This window comes from Geodermatophilus sp. DSM 45219, assembly GCF_900104025.1.
Classification (GTDB): Bacteria; Actinomycetota; Actinomycetes; order Mycobacteriales; family Geodermatophilaceae; genus Geodermatophilus.
In genome coordinates, this window is sequence record NZ_FNIQ01000005.1 from 491,913 (window position 1) to 509,867 (window position 17,955).

A 17,955-nucleotide genomic window follows, 5' to 3' on the forward strand; every position below is an offset into this window, starting at 1 on the left:
TGCGACGGTGCACACGGCTACAGCGAGTCAGCCTAACCGCGTCTGGCGTCGACCCACGCGTCGAGGTCGTCACGGCGGTAGACGACGCGGCGGCCGACGCGGAAGCTGTGCGGTCCGGTGCCGAGGTGGCGCCAGTACCGGAGGGTGGCAACCGGAGCACGCAGCACTTCGGCGGCCTCACCGATGGTGAGCAGGTCGGGGTTGTGGCCGGCGGCGTGGTGGGGCATGGCGGACTCCAAGCTGGTCGGGGATCACGGGTGCACGCCTCTAAAAGGCGCCATTTCACGGCTCCTGGTGACAGCCCACAGCCAACTCCTTCCAATTTTCTGCGGTCCTCCTCCAGTCCTGTTCCGCGACTCCCGACCGGCAACGTCCACAGGCCAGCAGCAGAGGGCAGAACGGCGCTAATCAGCGCGCGGTGCCTGTGCGACCGGCCCTTGTGGCGGTGCTATCGGGTCCGGCCGCCACAATCGTGACGTGACAGGCCCCGACGGTGAGGCGACGCCGACCCCTCGCGGGGAGGCGTTCGCACTGCACGCCTGGGTCGACGAGCGCATGGACGTCGACCTCGACCAGGACAGAGGCCGTTACATCCTGGCCAGCGTGGTGTGCGACCCGTCCGGCTGTGACCCGGTGCGTCAGGCAGTGCGCGGACTGCTGCAGGGGCGCCAACGGCGGCTGCACTGGCGGGACGAGATCGGCCCATGGCGGACGAAGATCGCTGCGACGATCGGTGCGCTGGACATGACCGCGGTAGTCGTCGTCGAAGTCTCCATGGCCAACCGGCGGCAGGAGCGGGCCCGACGTCTCTGCATGGAGGCCCTGTTGCCGTCGTTGGAGCGGGACTACGGAGTCTCCCTGGAAGCGCGCACCCAGACGCTGACAAGCAAGGACCGTGAGCACGTCGCCAACCTGGTCGGCAAGAGGCTGATCATCCCCGCACTGCGGGCGGACAGCGCCCGACCCCCGGAGGAGCCGATGCCCGATGCCGTCGCCGGGGCGGTCGGCGCCGACCGCCTGGGCGATCCCGAGTGGCTCGACATCATCGGGCAGAAGGTGTGACCGAGATGGCGATCGAACTCCGCTGAGCGCCCCATGAACTGCGGCGTCGTGGCAACCGCGCCCTGGAAAGCGCGAACGCCGGGTCCCGTCGTCCGGCGGGGATCCCGGCGTCACTTCCCGCGACCCATAGGAGGTGGACCACGTCTTCATCCTGCTAGGAATCGAGAACCGCATCCGCGGCCTGCTAGACGAGCTGGAGGTGCCCTCGGCACCCAGCCGCTGAGCCGCACGTCGGCGAGCGCGGCAGGGCCCGCTGGTCACTGCGGGCCCGTGGTCACCTCATGCGGTGGGGCCGGTGTGCGGCTGGCAGCGAAACCGACCGCGGCGGCCAGCAGCAGGAGGGCCCCGCCGAGGTAGAAGACGGCCCGGATGCCGACGACGTCGGCGAGCAGGCCACCGACGCCTAGGCTGACCAGCCGCCCGGCCTGCCAGAGCAGGTCCATGAGGGCGAAGACGCGGCCGCGGGTGCGATCGGTGACCTGCGACTGCAGCAGGCTGTTGAAGGTCACCGCACCCGTGGACGTCCCGACGCCGTACACGGCGAGGGCCCCGGCGGCCACCGGCAGCGAGCGGACCGAGGCGAGCACCAGGTCGACCAGGCCGCGGAGCACGTAAGGGCCGAAGACGTACAGCGGACGGCGCGGATCGGGGATCCACCGCAGCAGCAGGGTGGGGCCGAGTGCGGCGCCCACGCCGATCGCGGCGACCAGCAACCCGTAGGCGTCCGCCGGTGCGCCGAGGTGCTCGGCGGCCAGCACGACCAGCAGCGCGCTGGTGGCACCGGCCGACACCGCGGCCAGCAGCTGCCCGATCGCCAGGGCACGCAGCAGACGGTCGCGGCCGACGAGGGCAACTCCCTCGCGGGCCTCGGCGAGCAGCCGGCGGCGGCCGACGGCACGTGGCGGCTCGGTCAGACGCAGGCCACGCAGGACCAGCGCCGAAGCGACGAAGCTGACGGCGTTGACGCCGAACGCCCAACCTGGGCCGACCAAGGCGACCAGGCCGCCGGCCAGCGGCGCCAACACGATCTGCGACAGCACCGCCGCGGTCCACGTCGCGCTGTTGGCCGCGACGATCTCCCGGTCGGTGACCACCGAGGGCAGCACGCTGTTGGCGGCCGGGTTGAAGAACACCGCCCCGGCCGACAGACCGAAGGCGACCGCGTAGACGACGACCGGGTCGTCCTGCCAGACGGCGAGCACACCGGCCAGAACGGCTCGGACCAGATCGGCAGCGACCATGACGCGGATGCGCGGCAGCCGGTCGACGACGACTCCGGCCAGCGGCGCGAGGAGCAGCACCGGGATGATCTCGGCGACGACGACACCGGCCACGCCCAGCCCCGAGCCGGTCAGCCGATAGATCAGGATCGCCAGCGCGACGAAGCTAAAGACGTCCCCCCACTGACTGACCGTGCGCGCCGCCCACAGCCGCCGGAAGGCCGGCTGGGCCAGCACCGTCCGCATGCTGGGCCGTCGTTCCTGGTGATCTGCCACTTTCCGCCCGTCCGACGCCGTGCGTCATCGCCAGTGCGCTCCGACCGGCCGGCGCGCCCACCCGGGTCGTATCCCGGCACACGACCGGTGCACCCGGCCGGGGTGCGGCCGGCCGTGTACTGCTCAGGAGTCCGCAGACAGGGTGGAGCTGCCGCCGGGGGTGCTCGAAGTGCCGGGTGGCATACCGGTAGACCTCGGCGAGGTGTCCACGCACGGGCCTGCAAAGCTACTGGAGACCTACTGCCAACCCTCCCCCGAGGCCGGCCTTCAGGCCAGACGACCTGGGGGCCTCTACTCGAGGCGGTCAAGCAGCCAGAGAGCGGCGCCCTCGACCGTGAGGACGCCGCTCTCCACATCGAGCACGAACTGACCCGACTCCCCGGCCGCCATGTCGTGGACGCGGAGCCCACTGTGGTCGAGGAAGACCACGCAGGCGATCCACGCCGTGCGCTTGTTGCCGTCCATGAAGGCGTGTGCCGCCACCACGCCGCGCAGCAGCACGGCCGCCTTGTGAACAACCGTCGGATAGAGGTCCACACCGTCGAACGTCTGGAGAGGCTGTCCCAGCGCGGACTCCAGCGCCCCGCGCTGCAGGACGGACGTCCTTCCTGCCGTGACAGTGCGGTTGATCTCCACGACCGCCTCGATCTCGAGGCAGTAGCTCACCTAACGGCCAGCCAGTCCAAGGTGTGGTGCCAACGCTCGATCTCGGACTGGGCGTGCTGGATCGTCTGCTCCGGGTCCGCCGTGTGCATGGAGGGTCGCCGTGTCGGCACAGGAGCGCCGGTCAGCGTCGCACGCGTGTAGAACCCGCGCATGCTGCGCTGGCTGATCTCCGCGTCGCTCCAAGCGCCCTCGGACAGCCCGCGACGAGCCTCCTGCCAGGGCCCCTCGTCGTGCGTCATCTTGCTCAGGGTGTCCCCGTCACAGCTCCCGTAGAAGTCGAGCACGGCCTCGACGACGTCGACCTGCTCGGGTGTGAGGCGGTCCGGATGCGCGCCGGGCAGCCGGGTGACCCAGCGCTGCTTGCGGTGGGCGTTCCAAATCGACGGGGTCACCGGACCGTTGGTCCACGCCTCGATCCGGTCGTCGAAGACCGGCTGCCCCTCCCAGGCCAGAGCCCAAGCCTGCGTGTAGTAGGTCAGCTTCTGGACCTTCCACGACTCCATCGGACCCAGGCGGTCGAGGATGTAGCCAGCAACGTCACGAGCCGTCGAGGCACCCATCTCAACCCCCCTCGCCTGTGGCCAACGCGTGCACAGTCCTGTGGATACTCCGGTGACACCGATGGTAGCCGTGTCCTCCCACATTCGGCCGCGCGCTCAGCGCTCTGAACCTGAAGTCGCCAGATCGGGGGAGGCCGTGACCACCTCGGCCTGGAGAGTCGACTGACGAACTCCTCACAGGCGACTCACCACACCCCCGGCCGCTTCTCGCAACCGGACCCTCCAGCCGGCTGCAGGGGGTCGAGGGAATGGTGGGCCGAAGGCCCATCCCGAAGGAACGCGCAGCGCCCTTCCGGCGGCCCGCTGCAGCCGGCACCCTCGGCCGGCCGTGGAGCGGTCTCGACGCCCTCCAGGACGGCTCAGATACGACCGTGGATCAGGCCATCTCAGTCCGCACACAGTCCGCACACAGTCCGCAGAAAGTCCGCAGATCGACCAACCTCGACCGTCGTTGGCTCGCAGCACCCAACGACAAACATGCAGCTCAGAGCCGTGTATCAACGATCACCGGAGACAGCCAGAGGCCGCGGATCAGTTCGACAACTACCGCTGACCCAGCGGCCACCGGGCCGGCGGCGAGGGCGGGCAGGCGGGGTCCCGCCTGCCCGCCCTCGCCGCTGGGTCACCGGGTGGTGACCCGCAGGACGAAGCGGCCGCCGTCGTCCGTGGCGGTGGCGCTGAAGCCGAGCGCGTCCAGCGCGGCGAACCTCGCCGCCTCCGCGCCGGCGTCGCCCCCCTGCTCGCCGACCTGGTCGACCAGCGCGCCGAGGTCGACGAAGCCGATGACCCCGGCGGACCCCGGGTCCGCGACGGCGTCCCGGAAGGCCTCGGTGTCGCCGAGCCCGCCGTCCTCCGCGAGCGCGTCGGCCACCGCCTGGTCGGTGGACAGGACGTAGCCGTCCTCCAGGGGCGTGGCGGACACCGGCAGGCCGATGTCGGGGCTCCCGAGCACCTCGCCGAGGACCTGGACGGCCCGCTGCGGGTCGCCGGTGACGGCTCGGACGCCGAACTGGGGAGCCGTCAGGTCCCCGAGGACCGCCAGGGCGACGTCGCTGCCCAGGACGGCGCGCAGGTCGTCGGGCAGGTCGAGCCCCAGGGCGGTGAGCTGCTCCTGGATCTCCGGCGGCACCCCGGCGCCCTCGGTGGAGGTCCAGGCCTCCGCGGCGGCGTCCCCGAGCCCGCTGATCGACAGCGCGGCGACGGTGTCCTCGGGCAGGTCCAGCACGAGCCGGGTGGGCTCGGTGGCGGCCACGGGCCCGGCGGGTGCCGTGGCGCCGCGGGTCAGGCCCTCCACCTCGAGCGCATCGGACTCGGCGTGCACGCCGAGGACCATGCGACCGGTGAGCGGCTGCCCGCCGAAGCCGGCGCCGGCCGTCGCCATGGTCTCGCCGAGGACGTCCTGCAGCCCGGCGAGGTCGGCCCACGCGACGGCGACCTGGTCGCCGTCGAGCGCCGCCAGGTCACCGCTGTACTCCTCGTCCTCGGCAAGGGTGGACTCCGCGGCGGCCAGGCGGTCGACGGTCTCCTGGGTCTCGCTGATGAGGACGTAGTCCTCGCGGACGGCGTAGGCGAACCCGGTGCCGTCCACCGCGCCGAGCCGGTCGGCCATCGCCTCCTGGTCGGTCACCGCCAGGACGACGACGGGAGCGACCCCGGACTCGGAGCCGGGGTCGGGGACCGCGGCCACGGCCATCCGGTCGCCCAGCCACGGCTCGACGTCGCTGTCGTAGGAGAGACCCCAGGGGTTGCCCTCGAGCAGCGGCGTGACGACCGTGCTCCTCAGGTCGCCGTCGTCCCCACCAGTCTGCAGGTCCGGGAACCTGCCCAGGAGGGAGGCCACCGCGGCCTTCTGGCCGGCCGCGGGGTCCAGGTCGAGCTTGGCCAGGGCGAGGGTGTCGGCAGGGAGCACCTCCTCCGGCTGAGGGCCGCCGCCGGAGAGGAACGAGGCGACGGCGTAGCCGGTGCCCCCGAGCACGAGGGCGCCGGTGGCGGCGCCGGTGAGCAGGAGTGCCCGGCGGGCGCGGCGCGGGCCCTCGGCCGGCTCCGGCGGGGCGGGCGGCAGCCCGTCGTGGATCTCGTCGGCGCCCGACCGACCGGAGTCGGAGGGCGGGGGCGGGCCGGGGTGCGGGGGCTGGGTCACGGTGAGGTCTCCACGGGCTCGGGTACGCAGTCGTCCCTGCAGTGGTCGGCCGCGACGCCGGTGGGGTGCAGCCCAGCCGATGGCCCGGTGATCGTGCAAGGAGCGCGGTTGTAGTACGACCGAGACCGGGCGTGGCCGGAAGTGGCGGCCGAGCCGTGGATCACCGGCCCCTCACTCACGCTCCCGGGCCATCTGCTCCAGCCGGGCGATGCGCTCGGGCATCGGCGGGTGGGTGGTGAACATCGAGGCCAGCCCCGCCCCGCGGAACGGGTTGGCGATCATGAGGTGGCTCTGGGTCACCAGCCGGTCCTCCTGCGGCAGCGGCCGGGCGGCTGCACCGGAGGCGATCTTGCGCAGCGCGGAGGCCAGCGCGAGCGGGTCCTGCGACAGCACGGCACCGGAGGCGTCGGCCTGGTACTCGCGGCTGCGGCTGACCGCCATCTGCACCAGCCCGGCGGCCAGCGGGCCCAGGAAGACCAGCAGCAGGCCGCCGAGGGCGTTGCCGCCGCCGCGGTCGTCGTCCGACCGGCCGCCGAACAGCGACGCGAACATCGCCATGTGCGCCAGGTAGGTGATCACCGTGGCCATGGCGCCGGCGACGGAGCTGATGAGGATGTCGCGGTTGTAGACGTGCGAGAGCTCGTGGGCGAGGACGCCGCGCAGCTCCCGGCGGTCCAGCAGCTCGAGGATCCCCTGGGTGACGCAGACCGCGGCGTTGCGCGGGTTGCGGCCGGTGGCGAAGGCGTTGGGCTGGTCGGTGGGGCTGACGTACAGCCGCGGCATCGGCTGCCGCGCCTCGGTGGCCAGGTCGCGCACCATCGCGTAGAGCTGGGGCGCCTGCGTCTCGGTGACCGGGAAGGCCCGCATCGCCCGCAGGGCCAGCTTGTCGGAGTTGACGTAGGCGTAGCCGTTGACCGCGAGGGCGATGACCAGGGCGATGAGCAGGCCGCCCCGGCCGCCGACCGCCCCGCCGATCACGACGATGATCCCGCCCATCAGGCCCAGGAGCACCGCGGTCTTCAGTCCGTTGCTCCAGCGCTGCACGCCCGACCAACGCGGCGCCCCGGGAGGCCGTTCCCCGGGATCTCCCCCGCCCGGGTGCGACGGCGCTCACGGAATGGGGTCGGACCCGTCCGGGTTGCTGCTCCCAGGTGCCGGGGTCCCCGGCCGTCCCGACTGTCGCCCGCGTCACAGGTCCGCGCGATGTGACGGGCACGTAACCTCGGCCGGTGGAGGTGCACCACTGATGACCACGACAGACCCGTCCGTCGTCGCCAGCACGGCGGGGGGCTCGACGCCCTTCGTCAAGAGCGTCGTCGAGCTCGACCGCGTCGTCATCCGGCTCGCCGGTGACTCCGGCGACGGCATGCAGCTCACCGGGAACCGGTTCACCAGCGAGACGGCGTCCTTCGGCAACGACCTCTCGACGCTGCCCAACTTCCCCGCGGAGATCCGGGCGCCGACGGGCACCCTGCCGGGCGTCAGCTCCTTCCAGCTGCACTTCGCCGACCACGACATCATGACCCCGGGCGACGCCCCGGACGTGCTGGTCGCGATGAACCCCGCCGCGCTGAAGGCCAACCTCTCCGACCTGCCGGGCGGCGGGCTGCTGATCGTCGACGCCGACGAGTTCACCCCGCGCAACCTGGCCAAGGTCGCCTATGCCACCAACCCGCTCGAGGACGGCTCCCTCGACGGCTGGCAGCTGGTCAGCGTGCCGCTGACGACCATGACCCTCGAGGCGCTCGCCGACTCCGGGCTCGGCAAGAAGGAGGCCGAGCGCTCGAAGAACATGTTCACCCTCGGCTTGCTGAGCTGGATGTACCACCGGCCCACCGAGGGCACGGTCCGCTTCCTCGAGCGCCAGTTCCGCCGCAAGCCGGAGATCGCCGCGGCCAACATCGCCGCGTTCCGCGCCGGCTACAACTACGGCGAGACGACGGAGGCCTTCGCGGTCTCCTACGAGATCAAGCCCGCGCCGATGGCGCCGGGCCGGTACCGCAACATCTCCGGCAACCAGGCGCTGGCCCTGGGCATCGTCGCGGCCGGGCAGCGCTCGGGCCTGCCGGTGTTCCTCGGCGCCTACCCGATCACCCCGGCGTCGGACATCCTGCACGAGCTGTCCCGGCACAAGTCCTTCGGCGTCCGCACCTTCCAGGCCGAGGACGAGATCGCCGGCATCGCCTCGGCGATCGGCGCCTCCTTCGGCGGCGCCCTGGGCGTCACGACGACGTCCGGGCCGGGCGTCTCGCTGAAGTCCGAGGCGCTGGGCCTGGCGGTCATGACCGAGCTCCCGCTGGTCGTCGTCGACGTGCAGCGCGGCGGTCCCTCCACCGGGCTGCCCACCAAGACCGAGCAGTCGGACCTGCTGCAGGCGATGTTCGGCCGCAACGGCGAGGCCCCCGTGCCGGTGATCGCGCCGCGCTCCCCCGCCGACTGCTTCGACGCCGCGATCGAGGCCGCGCGGATCGCGCTGACCTACCGCACCCCGGTCATGCTGCTCTCCGACGGCTACCTCGCCAACGGCGCCGAACCGTGGCAGATCCCCGGGGTCGACGAGCTGCCGGACCTGCGCGTCGAGTTCGCCACCGAGCCCAACGCCACCACCCCCGACGGGACGCCGGAGTTCCAGCCCTACCTGCGCGACCCGGAGACGCTGGCCCGCCCGTGGGCCATCCCCGGCACGTCGGGGATGCAGCACCGCATCGGCGGGCTGGAGAAGGCCGACAAGACGGGCAACATCTCCTACGACCCGGCCAACCACGACCTGATGACCCGGCTGCGCCAGGCCAAGGTCGACGGCATCGCCGCGAGCATCGGCCCCACCGACGTCGACGACCCGGCAGGCCCCGATGGTGAGACGGCCAGCGTGGCCGTCATCGGGTGGGGCTCGACCTACGGGCCGATCGGCGCCGCCTGCCGGCGGATCCGCCGATCCGGCCGGTCGGTCGCCCAGATCCACCTGCGGCACCTCAACCCGTTCCCGGCCGACCTCGGCGAGGTGCTGCGCCGCTACGACCGGGTGATTTGCCCGGAGATGAACCTCGGGCAGCTGTCGATGCTGCTGCGCGCCAAGTACCTCGTCGACGTCGAGAGCCACACCCAGGTGCGCGGGCTGCCCTTCCGGGCCGCCGAGCTCGCCGCGGTCGTGCAGGACGTCATCGACTCCACCAGCGGCGCACCGCTCGCCGCCGACCCCGCCGGAGGCGCGGAATGACCACCGTCGAACTCGGCATGCCCGCCGAGGGCCCGATCGCCGACGCCATCGCCCGCTCCCTCGAGAGCCAGGGCGAGAAGCAGACCACGCTCAAGGCCAAGGACCTCAAGACCGACCAGGAGGTGCGCTGGTGCCCCGGGTGCGGTGACTACGTCATCCTCAACGCGGTCCAGAGCTTCCTGCCCAGCCTCGGCATCGCCCGCGAGGACATGGTCATCGTCTCGGGCATCGGCTGCTCCTCGCGCTTCCCGTACTACATGAACACCTACGGGATGCACTCGATCCACGGCCGCGCGCCGGCGATCGCGACCGGGCTGGCCGCCTCACGTCCGGACCTGTCGGTGTGGGTCGTCACCGGGGACGGCGACGCGCTGTCCATCGGCGGCAACCACCTGATCCACACGCTGCGCCGCAACGTGAACCTGAAGATCCTGCTGTTCAACAACCGGATCTACGGGCTCACCAAGGGCCAGTACTCGCCCACCAGCGAGGTCGGCAAGGTCACCAAGTCCACCCCGATGGGCTCGCTGGACCACCCGTTCAACCCGGTGTCGCTGGCCCTCGGCGCGGACGCCACCTTCGTCGGGCGGGCCATGGACTCCGACCGCAAGGGCCTCACCGCGGTGCTGCGGCAGGCCGCCGAGCACCAGGGCACCGCGCTGGTCGAGATCTACCAGAACTGCAACATCTTCAACGACGGTGCGTTCGACCTGCTCAAGGACCCGACCACCGGCGTGCAGTGGTCGATCCCGCTGGAGCACGGCAAGCCGCTCGTGTTCGGCGCGGACGGCGGGTCGTGCGTGGTCCGCGGCGAGTTCGGCGGCCTGCGGATCGCCGAGACCAGCCAGGTCGACTCGAGCGAGATCGTCGTCCACGACGCCACCCGCGAGGACCCGTCGTACGCCTTCGCGCTGTCCCGGCTGTCCAGCCAGGACCTCCGCTACACCCCGATGGGCGTCTTCCGGTCGGTGCCGAAGCCCACCTACGACCGGATGATGGCCGACCAGGTCGAGGAGGCCCGCACCTCCTCGCCCGCGGACCTGGACGCGCTGCTCACCGGCGGCGACACCTGGACCGTCAGCGCCTGACGGAGGCCCCCTGACCGGCCCGTCTCCCCACCGGGGAGGCGGGCCGGTCGTCGTCTCGGCCCAGCACGTCGCGGAGCGCCCCGGTCAGCACCGGCAGTGCGCGGCCCAGGTCGGCGCGGGTCGGTGCGGCGAACCCCACGACCAGTCCGGCTGCGTGCGGTCCCGGTCCCGTCCAGTGCCGCCCCAGTCCGTCCACGGCGACGCCGTCCGCAGCCGCGGTGGCGATGACCGCCTCCTCGGCCCCCCGGTCCGGCAGCGGCACGAGCACGTGGGCGCCGGCCGGGTCCCCCTCGGCCTGCGCCCCGCCCGCTGCCACCGCCGCCAGCACCTGCCCGCGCCGGACGACGAGCTCGCGCCGGAGCCGGCGCAGGTGCCGGGCGAGGTCACCGCTGCCGGCCAGGGCGGCGAACACCCGCTGTCCGGCCCGCGCGGGCCGGGTGCCGGTCGCCGTCCGCCGGGCGACCAGCGCGGCGCGCAGCTCCGGCGGGGCCACCAGCCAACCCACGCCGAGCGTGGGACTGACGATCTTGCTGCTCGTGCCCAGGTGCACCGCGACGTCCGGCCCGAGGGCGCCCAGCAGGGGCAGGGGGGCGACGTCGTACCGCAGCTCGCCGTCGTAGTCGTCCTCCAGCACCCACCAGCCCTCGGCGCGGGCTCGGGCGACCAGGCCGAGCCTGCGGGCCGCGGACAGCCGGCGGCCGAGGGGGTACTGGTGCGCCGGCGTGCAGTAGACCGCCGCGAGCCCCCCGGGGACCGCGTCGACGACCAGGCCGTCGTGGTCCACCGGCAGCGGCACCACGGTGACCCCGGCGTCCCGGAGTGCGCCCACCACCCGCTGGTAGCCCGGGTCCTCGACCCCGACCCGGCTGCCGGGCGGCAGCAGCCGGGCCACCTCAGCGACGGCCGCCGAGGTCCCGGCGGTGGCCAGCACGTCCTCGGGCGCGGCAGCCAGGCCACGGTGCCGGAGCAGGTGCTCCGTGACGGCGCGCTGGAAGCCCGGGTCGGCGGCCGGCTCCGGGCCCGCGTCGGGGGCGGGGTCTCCCGCGGCGCGCCACGCCCGCCGCCAGGCGACGCGGTCCAGGACCTCCAGGCAGGGCGCGCCGGCGCGCAGCACGATCGGCGCCGCGGCCGCCCGGGGAGCCGCCGGGCGCGCCGGGGTCCGGGCCGGGCCCCCGGTCTGCGCCCCGACGACGAACGTGCCGACGCCGCGGCGCCCATCCGCCCACCCCTCGGCCAGCAGCTGGTCGTAGGCGGCGGCGGTGACGGTGCGGCTGACCCGGAGCGCGACCGCCAGCTCCCGGGTGGAGGGCAGCCGGTCGCCCGAGCGCAGCGTGCCGCCCACCGCGGCCGCCCGCAGCGCGTCGGCCAGCTGCACCGACAGCGGAGTCCCCGATCCGCGGGCGAGCACCACCGGAGGGACGTCGGCCACCCCGCACCTCCTCCGGCCACCGGTCAGTGGCCTGCTGGAAGGTCAGGGTATTGGCCCTTGGGGGAGGCCACCGCACCGGGCACGGTGGGCCCATGGACACCGCCCCACCGCTCTCCCCCACCGCCCGCAGCACCGTCCGCCGTGGCGCCACGCGGGCCCGGACCGACCGTGCCGAGCTGCACGCCGTCCTCGATGCCGGCCTGGTGGGGCACCTGGGCATCGTGCTGGACGGCGCGCCGGTCGTGCTGCCCACCGGCTACGGGCGGCGGGGCGAGACCCTCTACCTGCACGGCTCCACCGGTGCGGCGACGCTGCGGGCCGCGGCCGCGGGCGCGCCGGTCTGCTTCACGGTGACCCACCTCGACGGCGTGGTCTACGCCCGCTCGGCCTTCCACCACTCGATGAACTACCGCTGCGCCGTCGTCCACGGCATCGCGCGCCCGGTGACCGACCCGGACGAGCGCCTGCTGGGCCTGGAGGCGCTCACCGAGCAGCTGGCGCCCGGCTCCTGGACCGCCACCCGGCAGCCCGACCGCCGGGAGCTGGCCGCCACCGCGCTGCTCGCCCTCGACCTGACCGAGGCCAGCCTCAAGGTGCGGACCGGCCCGCCCGGCGACGAGGAGCGCGACCTGGCCGCACCGGTGTGGGCGGGCGTGCTGCCGCTGCGCACCGTCGCCGGGGAGCCCGAGCCGTGCCCGCTCCTGCCGGCCGGGGTGCCGGGGCCGGCCCGGATCCGGGACCGGTACCGGGGAGTGTGACCCGGGTCAGGCGCGCGGGGTCACCCGCAGCAGCACGTCGTCGCCACCGCCGTTGTCGGTGGTGACGTAGAGGGCGCCGTCCGCACCCTGCTGCACCGTGCGGATCCGGCCGTAGGTGCCCTCCAGCTCCGGCAGCCTGAACTGCTCGATGAGCGTCCCGTCGTCGGCCACGCGCAGCGCCAGGACGCCGCGGTCCTTGAGGACGCCGAGCAGCAGCAGACCCTCGTAGCCCTGCCACTGCTCGCCGGCGAGGAAGGTCGCGCCCGAGGAGGCGATCGTGGGCTCGCCGGACGCCCAGGTCGCCGGCAGGACGTCGGGCAGCGAGAGGTCGGTCATCGGCACGAACTCGCCGTAGCCGGGGCCGGTCGGCGCGAACCCGCCGTTGCCGCCGGCGCGCAGCAGGGTCACCTCGTCGTCCCGGCGGGGGCCGTGCTCGGCGGCGTACACCTGCCCCGAGCCCGGCCGCACGGCCAGCCCCTGCACGTTGCGGTGCCCGTAGGTCCACACCCGCGGGTCGGCGTCCGCCCGGCCCAGGAACGGGTTGCCCCCGGCCGCCTCGCCGGTGGCCGGGTCCACCCGCAGCACCTTGCCGCCCAGCGTGCCCGGGTCCTGCGCGGCGTCCGGGTCGGCGGTGTCGCCGGTGCCCACCAGCAGCGCACCGGCCGGGTCGAACCGCAGCCGGCAGCCGCCGTGCCGGCCGATGCGCTCGTTGGCGGGGAGGTCGCCGACCAGCGGGTCCGCCACCCGGGTCGCCGTCGTCCAGCCCGCGTCGACCGTCCAGGCGATGACCTGGATCTCCGCGCCGCCGTCCTCCACGACGCCCTGGCAGCTGTAGAGGCGGCGGTTCTGGGCGAACCCCGGGTCGAGCACCAGGCCCATCTGCCCGGTCTCCCCGGTGGCGAACAGGTCGCCGAGGTCCGCTCGGAGCTCCTGGACCGTCCCGTCGGGCAGCACCGCGGTGAAGCCGCCGGCCCGCTCGCCGAGCAGCAGCGTCCCGTCGGGGGCCTGCGCGACGTCCCAGGGGTGGTCCAGCCCCTCGGCGACGACGGCGACGTCCAGCGCGGGGTCCGGTGCGGGCGTCGACGGTGCGGCCGGGGACGGGGACGGCGTCGTGGCCGGCGCGGGCACCCGGGCCGCCCCGGGTTCCTCGCCGGCCGTCGCCGAGCACGCGGACAGCAGCAGGACGGCCCCCATGCAGCAGAAGGACCCCGTCCTCCCCACCCTTCGCACGCTCGGGGCGGGACCCGGGACGGGGCCGACGAGCGGTCGGGGCATGGGGGTCCTTCCTCAGCTGGTGCGCGTGACCACGTAGTCGCACAGGGCCGAGAGCGCCTCGCGGACCGGCCCCTCGGGGACGACGGACAGCCGCGCCTGCGCCCGGTCGGCGTACTCGCGCAGCACCTCCGTGGCCCGCTGCAGGGCCGCCGACGCGCGCAGCAGCTCCAGGGCCTCGGCGTGCTCGCCGTCGTCGGTGATCGGCCCGGACACCAGCTCGCGCAGCCGTTGCTCGGCCGGGTCGTCGCCGGCGAGTGCGATGAGCGCCGGCAGCGTGGCGATGCCCTCCCGCAGGTCGGTGCCCGGCGACTTCCCCGAGGCGCCGTCCCGGCTGACGATGTCGAGCAGGTCGTCGGAGAGCTGGAAGGCGACCCCGACCTCCTCGCCGAAGGCGGTCAGCGCGGTCACGAGCTCACCGTCGACACCGGCGAACGAGGCGCCGAACCGGGCCGAGGTGGCCACCAGGGAACCGGTCTTGTCGGCCAGCACGTCGAGGTAGTGGGCCACCGGGTCGTCCCCGGACCGGACCCCGACGGTCTCCCGGATCTGCCCGGTGACCAGCCGCTCGAAGGTCTGCGCCTGGATGCGCACCGCCTCCGGGCCCAGGTCGGCCAGCAGGTCCGAGGCCCGGGCGAAGAGGAAGTCGCCGGTGAGGATGGCGATGCTGTTGGACCAGCGGCTGTTCGCACTCGGCGCCCCGCGGCGCACGGCGGCCTCGTCCATGACGTCGTCGTGGTACAGCGTGGCCAGGTGGGTGAGCTCGCAGACCACCGCTGCCTCGGTGACGCCCCGCGCCCGCGGGTCGCCGAGCTCGGCGGCCAGCAGGGCCAGCAGCGGGCGGAACCGCTTGCCGCCGGCGAGGACCAGGTGCCCGGCCGCCTCGCTGACGAAGGCGTGCTCGCTGCCGACGGCGGTGAGCAGCGCCTCCTCCACCCGCGCCAGGCCCTCGGCCAGCCGGGCGCCGAGGTCGCCCTCGGGCAGCCAGGGGCCGATCGTCGAGGCGGGGGTCGAGATCCGCTGCCAGGAGTCGGTCGGGGTCTCCCCGCCGACGGCGGCGCTGGCTCCGGTCATCAGCCGACGAATCTAGCCGCCTGCTCGGCGAGATCGAGCACCGCCCCGGGCAGGACCCCGAGGACCACGGTCGCGGTGACGGTCACGGCGAGCACCAGCGTCGTCGGCAGGCCGGGGACGCCGACCGTCGGCCCGTCCGCCGCCGGCTCGGAGAAGTACATGAGCACGATGACCCGCAGGTAGAAGAACGCCGCCACGGCACTGGCGAGCAGCGCCACGACCACCAGCGGCCAGGCGCCGTCGTCGATCGCCGCCCGGAAGACGGCGAACTTGCCGGTGAAGCCGCTGGTGAGCGGGATCCCGGCCAGCGCCAGCAGGAACAGCGCCATCGCCGCCGCGGTCAGCGGCGAGCGGCGGCCCAGCCCCGCCCACTTCGACAGGTGGGTGGCCTCGCCGTCGCCGTCGCGCACCAGCGTGAGCACCGCGAAGACGCCGATCGTGGCCAGGCCGTAGGCCAGCAGGTAGAACATCGTGGCGCCCAGGCCCGAGCCGGTGCCGTCGGGGCCGCTGCCGTAGCCCAGGACGCCGGTGAGCAGGAAGCCCGCGTGGGCGATCGAGGAGTAGGCGAGCATCCGCTTGAGGTCGGTCTGGGTGAGCCCGAGGACCGCGCCGACGACCATCGAGACGATCGCGATGCCGTAGAGCAGCGGCCGCCAGGTCCACTCGGAGGTGCCGAAGGCGACGTAGAGCAGCCGCAGGATGGCCCCGAACGCGGCGACCTTGGTGCAGGCGGCCATGAAGGCGGTGACCGGCGTCGGGGCGCCCTGGTAGACGTCCGGCGTCCAGGCGTGGAAGGGCGCCACGCTGGCCTTGAACATCAGCCCGACGATGAGCAGGGCCAGGCCCAGCACGAGCAGCAGGCCACCGCCGGTCTCCGCGGCGGCCGCCTCCCGGATGACCGACAACCGGATGCTGCCGGTGGCGCCGTAGACCAGTGCCAGGCCGTAGAGGAAGAACGCCGAGGCGAACGCGCCCAGCAGGAAGTACTTGACCGCCGCCTCCTGCGACAGCAGCCGGCGACGGCGGGCCATCCCGCTGATCAGGTACAGCGGCAGGCTGAGCACCTCGAGCGCGACGAACATGACCAGCAGGTCGTTGGCCGCGACGAACAGCATCATGCCGCCGATGGCGAAGGTGGTCAGCGGGTAGACCTCGGTCTGCACCCGCGGGACGGTCAGCAGCTCGCGGTCGCGCGGGCTGCCCGCGGGCACGGCCGCGGCGGCGACGAACGCCGAGCGGGCCGGGTCCAGCGAGCGCTCGGCGAACAGCAGCAGCGACAGCGCGCCCAGGCCGGCGATGGTGGCCTGCAGGAACACCGCCGGGCCGTCGACGGCGAGCGCCTCGCCGGCGGTGATCTGGCGCTCGCCGGCCAGCAGCAGGCTGGTGACCAGCCCGCCGAGGGTGCCGGCGAGGGCGACGGCGACCTGGACCGCGTGCCGGTTCTCGCGCGGGCCGAAGGCCTCGACGAGGACGCCGACGCACGCGGCGCCGAAGACGCACAGCAGCGGCGCGAGAGCTGCCAGGGAGAGGGTCGGGGCCTCGATCATCAGTCCGTCCCCCCACCGGGAGCCTCGGGCTCGACGCCGGCCGGGTCGGCCCCGACGTCGCTCATCGTGGCCGCGACCGCCGGCTCGACGAGCTCGATCAGCGGCTGCGGGTAGACCCCGAGCGCGATGATGAGCGCGACCATCGGTGCGGCGACGGCCAGCTCCCGCGGGGAGAGGTCGGCGACCCGCAGCCGGGCCGGCGCGGCGGCCGGGGCGTCGAGCGTGGCGGTGGCCGCGGTGGCCCCTCCCCCACCGCCGGGGGCCGGCGCGGGCGTCTCCGCCGGCGTCTCCAGCAGCACGCCGCGCGGGGGTCCGTGCATGGTGCGTTGGTAGACCAGCAGCACGTAGAGGGCGGCCAGCACGATGCCGACGGTGGCCAGCACCGTGAACACCGGCCGGGTCGGGAACGAGCCGATCAGCACCAGGAACTCGCTGACGAAGCTGTTGGTGCCGGGCAGCGCGAGCGAGGCGAGCCCCGCGACGAGGAAGACCCCGGCCAGCAGCGGCGCCTGGCGGGCCACACCCCCGTAGTCGCCGATCTGCCGGGAGCCACCGCGGGCGATGAGCATGCCGACGACCAGGAACAGCAGCCCGGTCGCGATGCCGTGGTTGACCATGTAGAGCACCGCGCCGGTGGTGGCCTCGGTCGTGAAGGCGAAGATGCCCAGCGCGATGAAGCCGAAGTGCGCGATCGAGGTGTAGGACACCAGCCGCTTCATGTCGCTCTGCCCCATCGCCAGCAGCGCGGCGTACAGGACGCCGGCGACGGCCAGCACCAGCACGTACGGCGCCAGGTCGCGGGAGGCGTCGGGGAACAGCGGCAGGCAGTAGCGCAGGAAGCCGAACGTGCCGACCTTGTCCAGCACGCCGACCAGCAGGACCGCGCCGCCGATCGGCGCCTCGGCCCCGGAGTCGGGCAGCCAGGTGTGGAACGGCACCAGCGGCGCCTTGATGGCGAAGGCGACGAAGAAGCCGAGGAACAGCAGCTTCTGCACGCCGGGGTCGATCTCGATCCCGCGCAGCGCGTCGAAGGCGAAGGTCCCCTCCCCCAGCTCGTTCGCGCTCACGACGTACAGCCCGATGACGGCGGCCAGCATGACCAGCCCGCCGACCAGGCTGTAGAGGAAGAACTTGACCGCCGCGTACTGCCGTCGCGGCCCGCCGAAGCTGCCGATCAGGAAGTACATCGGAACGAGCATCGCCTCGAAGAAGACGTAGAACAGGAAGACGTCGGTCGCGGCGAAGACGCCCACCATGAACGACTCGAGCAGCAGCAGCCAGGCGAAGTAGGCCTTCATCGACCGCTGCCCGGTGGGCTCGTCGCGCCACGAGGCCAGCACCACGACCGGCACGAGCACGCCGATGAGCAGCAGCATCACCAGCGCGATGCCGTCGACGCCCAGGGCGAAGTCGACGCCGAAGTCGGGGATCCAGGGCACCGACGTCGTCAGCTGGAACCGCTCGCCGCCGGTGTCGAAGGCGACGGTCGCCAGCACGGCGAGCAGCAGCACCACGAGGCTCACGCCGAGGGCGGCCTGCTTCGCCGTCCCGTCGCGTCCCTTCGGCAGGGCGGCGACGCCGGCCGCGCCGACCGCCGGGACGGCGATCATCGCGAGCAGCCAGGGGAAGTCACTCACGACGTCGCC

General features: G+C 73.6%; 15 protein-coding genes. 4 read left to right on the forward strand and 11 right to left on the reverse strand.

Translation table 11 applies throughout. The annotated features are described in order from the left end of the window. Nucleotides 1–32: 32 nt before the first annotated feature. On the reverse strand, nt 33–227 hold the full coding sequence (locus tag BLR12_RS18095; protein WP_091381103.1) for a helix-turn-helix domain-containing protein: 195 nt from the start codon (nt 225–227) through the stop codon (nt 33–35). A 250-nt stretch (nt 228–477) separates the two neighbouring features. On the opposite strand from BLR12_RS18095, the gene BLR12_RS18100 reads away from it, so the two are divergent. Further along, nucleotides 478–1,062 (forward strand): hypothetical protein, encoded by a 585-nt coding sequence (locus BLR12_RS18100; protein ID WP_091381105.1) that lies wholly within the window; start codon nt 478–480, stop codon nt 1,060–1,062. 257 nt (nt 1,063–1,319) lie between these two features. Here the strand turns inward: BLR12_RS18100 and BLR12_RS18105 are convergent, their stop codons facing one another. The 5 genes from BLR12_RS18105 to htpX form a co-directional block, all read right to left on the reverse strand. After that, nucleotides 1,320–2,528 carry an MFS transporter gene (locus tag BLR12_RS18105; RefSeq protein WP_091381106.1) on the reverse strand — a complete coding sequence of 403 codons (1,209 nt, stop codon included), beginning with the start codon at nt 2,526–2,528 and terminating at the stop codon, nt 1,320–1,322. A gap of 321 nt (nt 2,529–2,849) precedes the next feature. Next, nucleotides 2,850–3,224 (reverse strand): type II toxin-antitoxin system death-on-curing family toxin, encoded by a 375-nt coding sequence (locus tag BLR12_RS18110; protein ID WP_091381108.1) that lies wholly within the window; start codon nt 3,222–3,224, stop codon nt 2,850–2,852. Further along, complete coding sequence (locus BLR12_RS18115; protein ID WP_176832574.1) at nt 3,221–3,784, reverse strand: Panacea domain-containing protein; 564 nt, start codon at nt 3,782–3,784, stop codon at nt 3,221–3,223. Before BLR12_RS18115 ends, BLR12_RS18110 begins: the two co-directional genes overlap by 4 nt. A 622-nt stretch (nt 3,785–4,406) precedes the next feature. Then, nucleotides 4,407–5,924, reverse strand: coding sequence for a DUF3352 domain-containing protein (locus BLR12_RS18120; RefSeq protein ID WP_091381112.1), 1,518 nt, complete (start codon nt 5,922–5,924; stop codon nt 4,407–4,409). A gap of 171 nt (nt 5,925–6,095) precedes the next feature. Next, entirely contained in the window at nt 6,096–6,968 is an 873-nt protein-coding gene (htpX, locus tag BLR12_RS18125; RefSeq protein ID WP_091381114.1) for a zinc metalloprotease HtpX, read from the reverse strand. A gap of 202 nt (nt 6,969–7,170) precedes the next feature. Here htpX and BLR12_RS18130 point away from each other — a divergent pair, with 202 nt between their 5' ends. Both BLR12_RS18130 and BLR12_RS18135 read left to right on the forward strand, forming a co-directional pair. Continuing rightward, a complete protein-coding gene (locus BLR12_RS18130; protein ID WP_091381116.1) occupies nt 7,171–9,141 on the forward strand; it encodes a 2-oxoacid:acceptor oxidoreductase subunit alpha in 1,971 nt (656 codons plus the stop codon). Further along, nucleotides 9,138–10,229, forward strand: a complete 1,092-nt coding sequence (locus tag BLR12_RS18135) for a 2-oxoacid:ferredoxin oxidoreductase subunit beta (RefSeq protein WP_091381117.1) — start codon at nt 9,138–9,140, stop codon at nt 10,227–10,229. Before BLR12_RS18130 ends, BLR12_RS18135 begins: the two co-directional genes overlap by 4 nt. Here BLR12_RS18135 and BLR12_RS18140 read toward each other — a convergent pair. Continuing rightward, nucleotides 10,219–11,658, reverse strand: coding sequence for an aminotransferase-like domain-containing protein (locus tag BLR12_RS18140; protein WP_255363602.1), 1,440 nt, complete (start codon nt 11,656–11,658; stop codon nt 10,219–10,221). The two genes, BLR12_RS18135 and BLR12_RS18140, sit on opposite strands and share 11 nt — an antisense overlap. 92 nt (nt 11,659–11,750) lie before the next feature. Here BLR12_RS18140 and BLR12_RS18145 point away from each other — a divergent pair, with 92 nt between their 5' ends. Beyond that, on the forward strand, nt 11,751–12,416 hold the full coding sequence (locus BLR12_RS18145) for a pyridoxamine 5'-phosphate oxidase family protein (protein ID WP_091381119.1): 666 nt from the start codon (nt 11,751–11,753) through the stop codon (nt 12,414–12,416). A gap of 6 nt (nt 12,417–12,422) precedes the next feature. Here the strand turns inward: BLR12_RS18145 and BLR12_RS18150 are convergent, their stop codons facing one another. From BLR12_RS18150 to BLR12_RS18165, 4 genes are all read right to left on the reverse strand, one after another. Then, the gene (locus BLR12_RS18150; RefSeq protein WP_255363603.1) at nt 12,423–13,637 is read right to left on the reverse strand and encodes a PQQ-dependent sugar dehydrogenase; all 1,215 of its coding nucleotides are present in this window, start codon (nt 13,635–13,637) and stop codon (nt 12,423–12,425) included. A 66-nt stretch (nt 13,638–13,703) separates the two neighbouring features. After that, a complete protein-coding gene (locus tag BLR12_RS18155; RefSeq protein ID WP_091381123.1) occupies nt 13,704–14,762 on the reverse strand; it encodes a polyprenyl synthetase family protein in 1,059 nt (352 codons plus the stop codon). Continuing rightward, nucleotides 14,762–16,309: an NADH-quinone oxidoreductase subunit NuoN gene (gene nuoN / locus BLR12_RS18160; protein WP_091381124.1), complete on the reverse strand. Its 1,548-nt coding sequence runs from the start codon at nt 16,307–16,309 to the stop codon at nt 14,762–14,764. The genes BLR12_RS18155 and nuoN overlap by 1 nt, the downstream gene beginning before the upstream one ends. Next, nucleotides 16,309–17,946 carry an NADH-quinone oxidoreductase subunit M gene (locus tag BLR12_RS18165; RefSeq protein WP_091381125.1) on the reverse strand — a complete coding sequence of 546 codons (1,638 nt, stop codon included), beginning with the start codon at nt 17,944–17,946 and terminating at the stop codon, nt 16,309–16,311. The genes nuoN and BLR12_RS18165 overlap by 1 nt, the downstream gene beginning before the upstream one ends. Between the last annotated feature and the right edge of the window lie 9 nt (nt 17,947–17,955).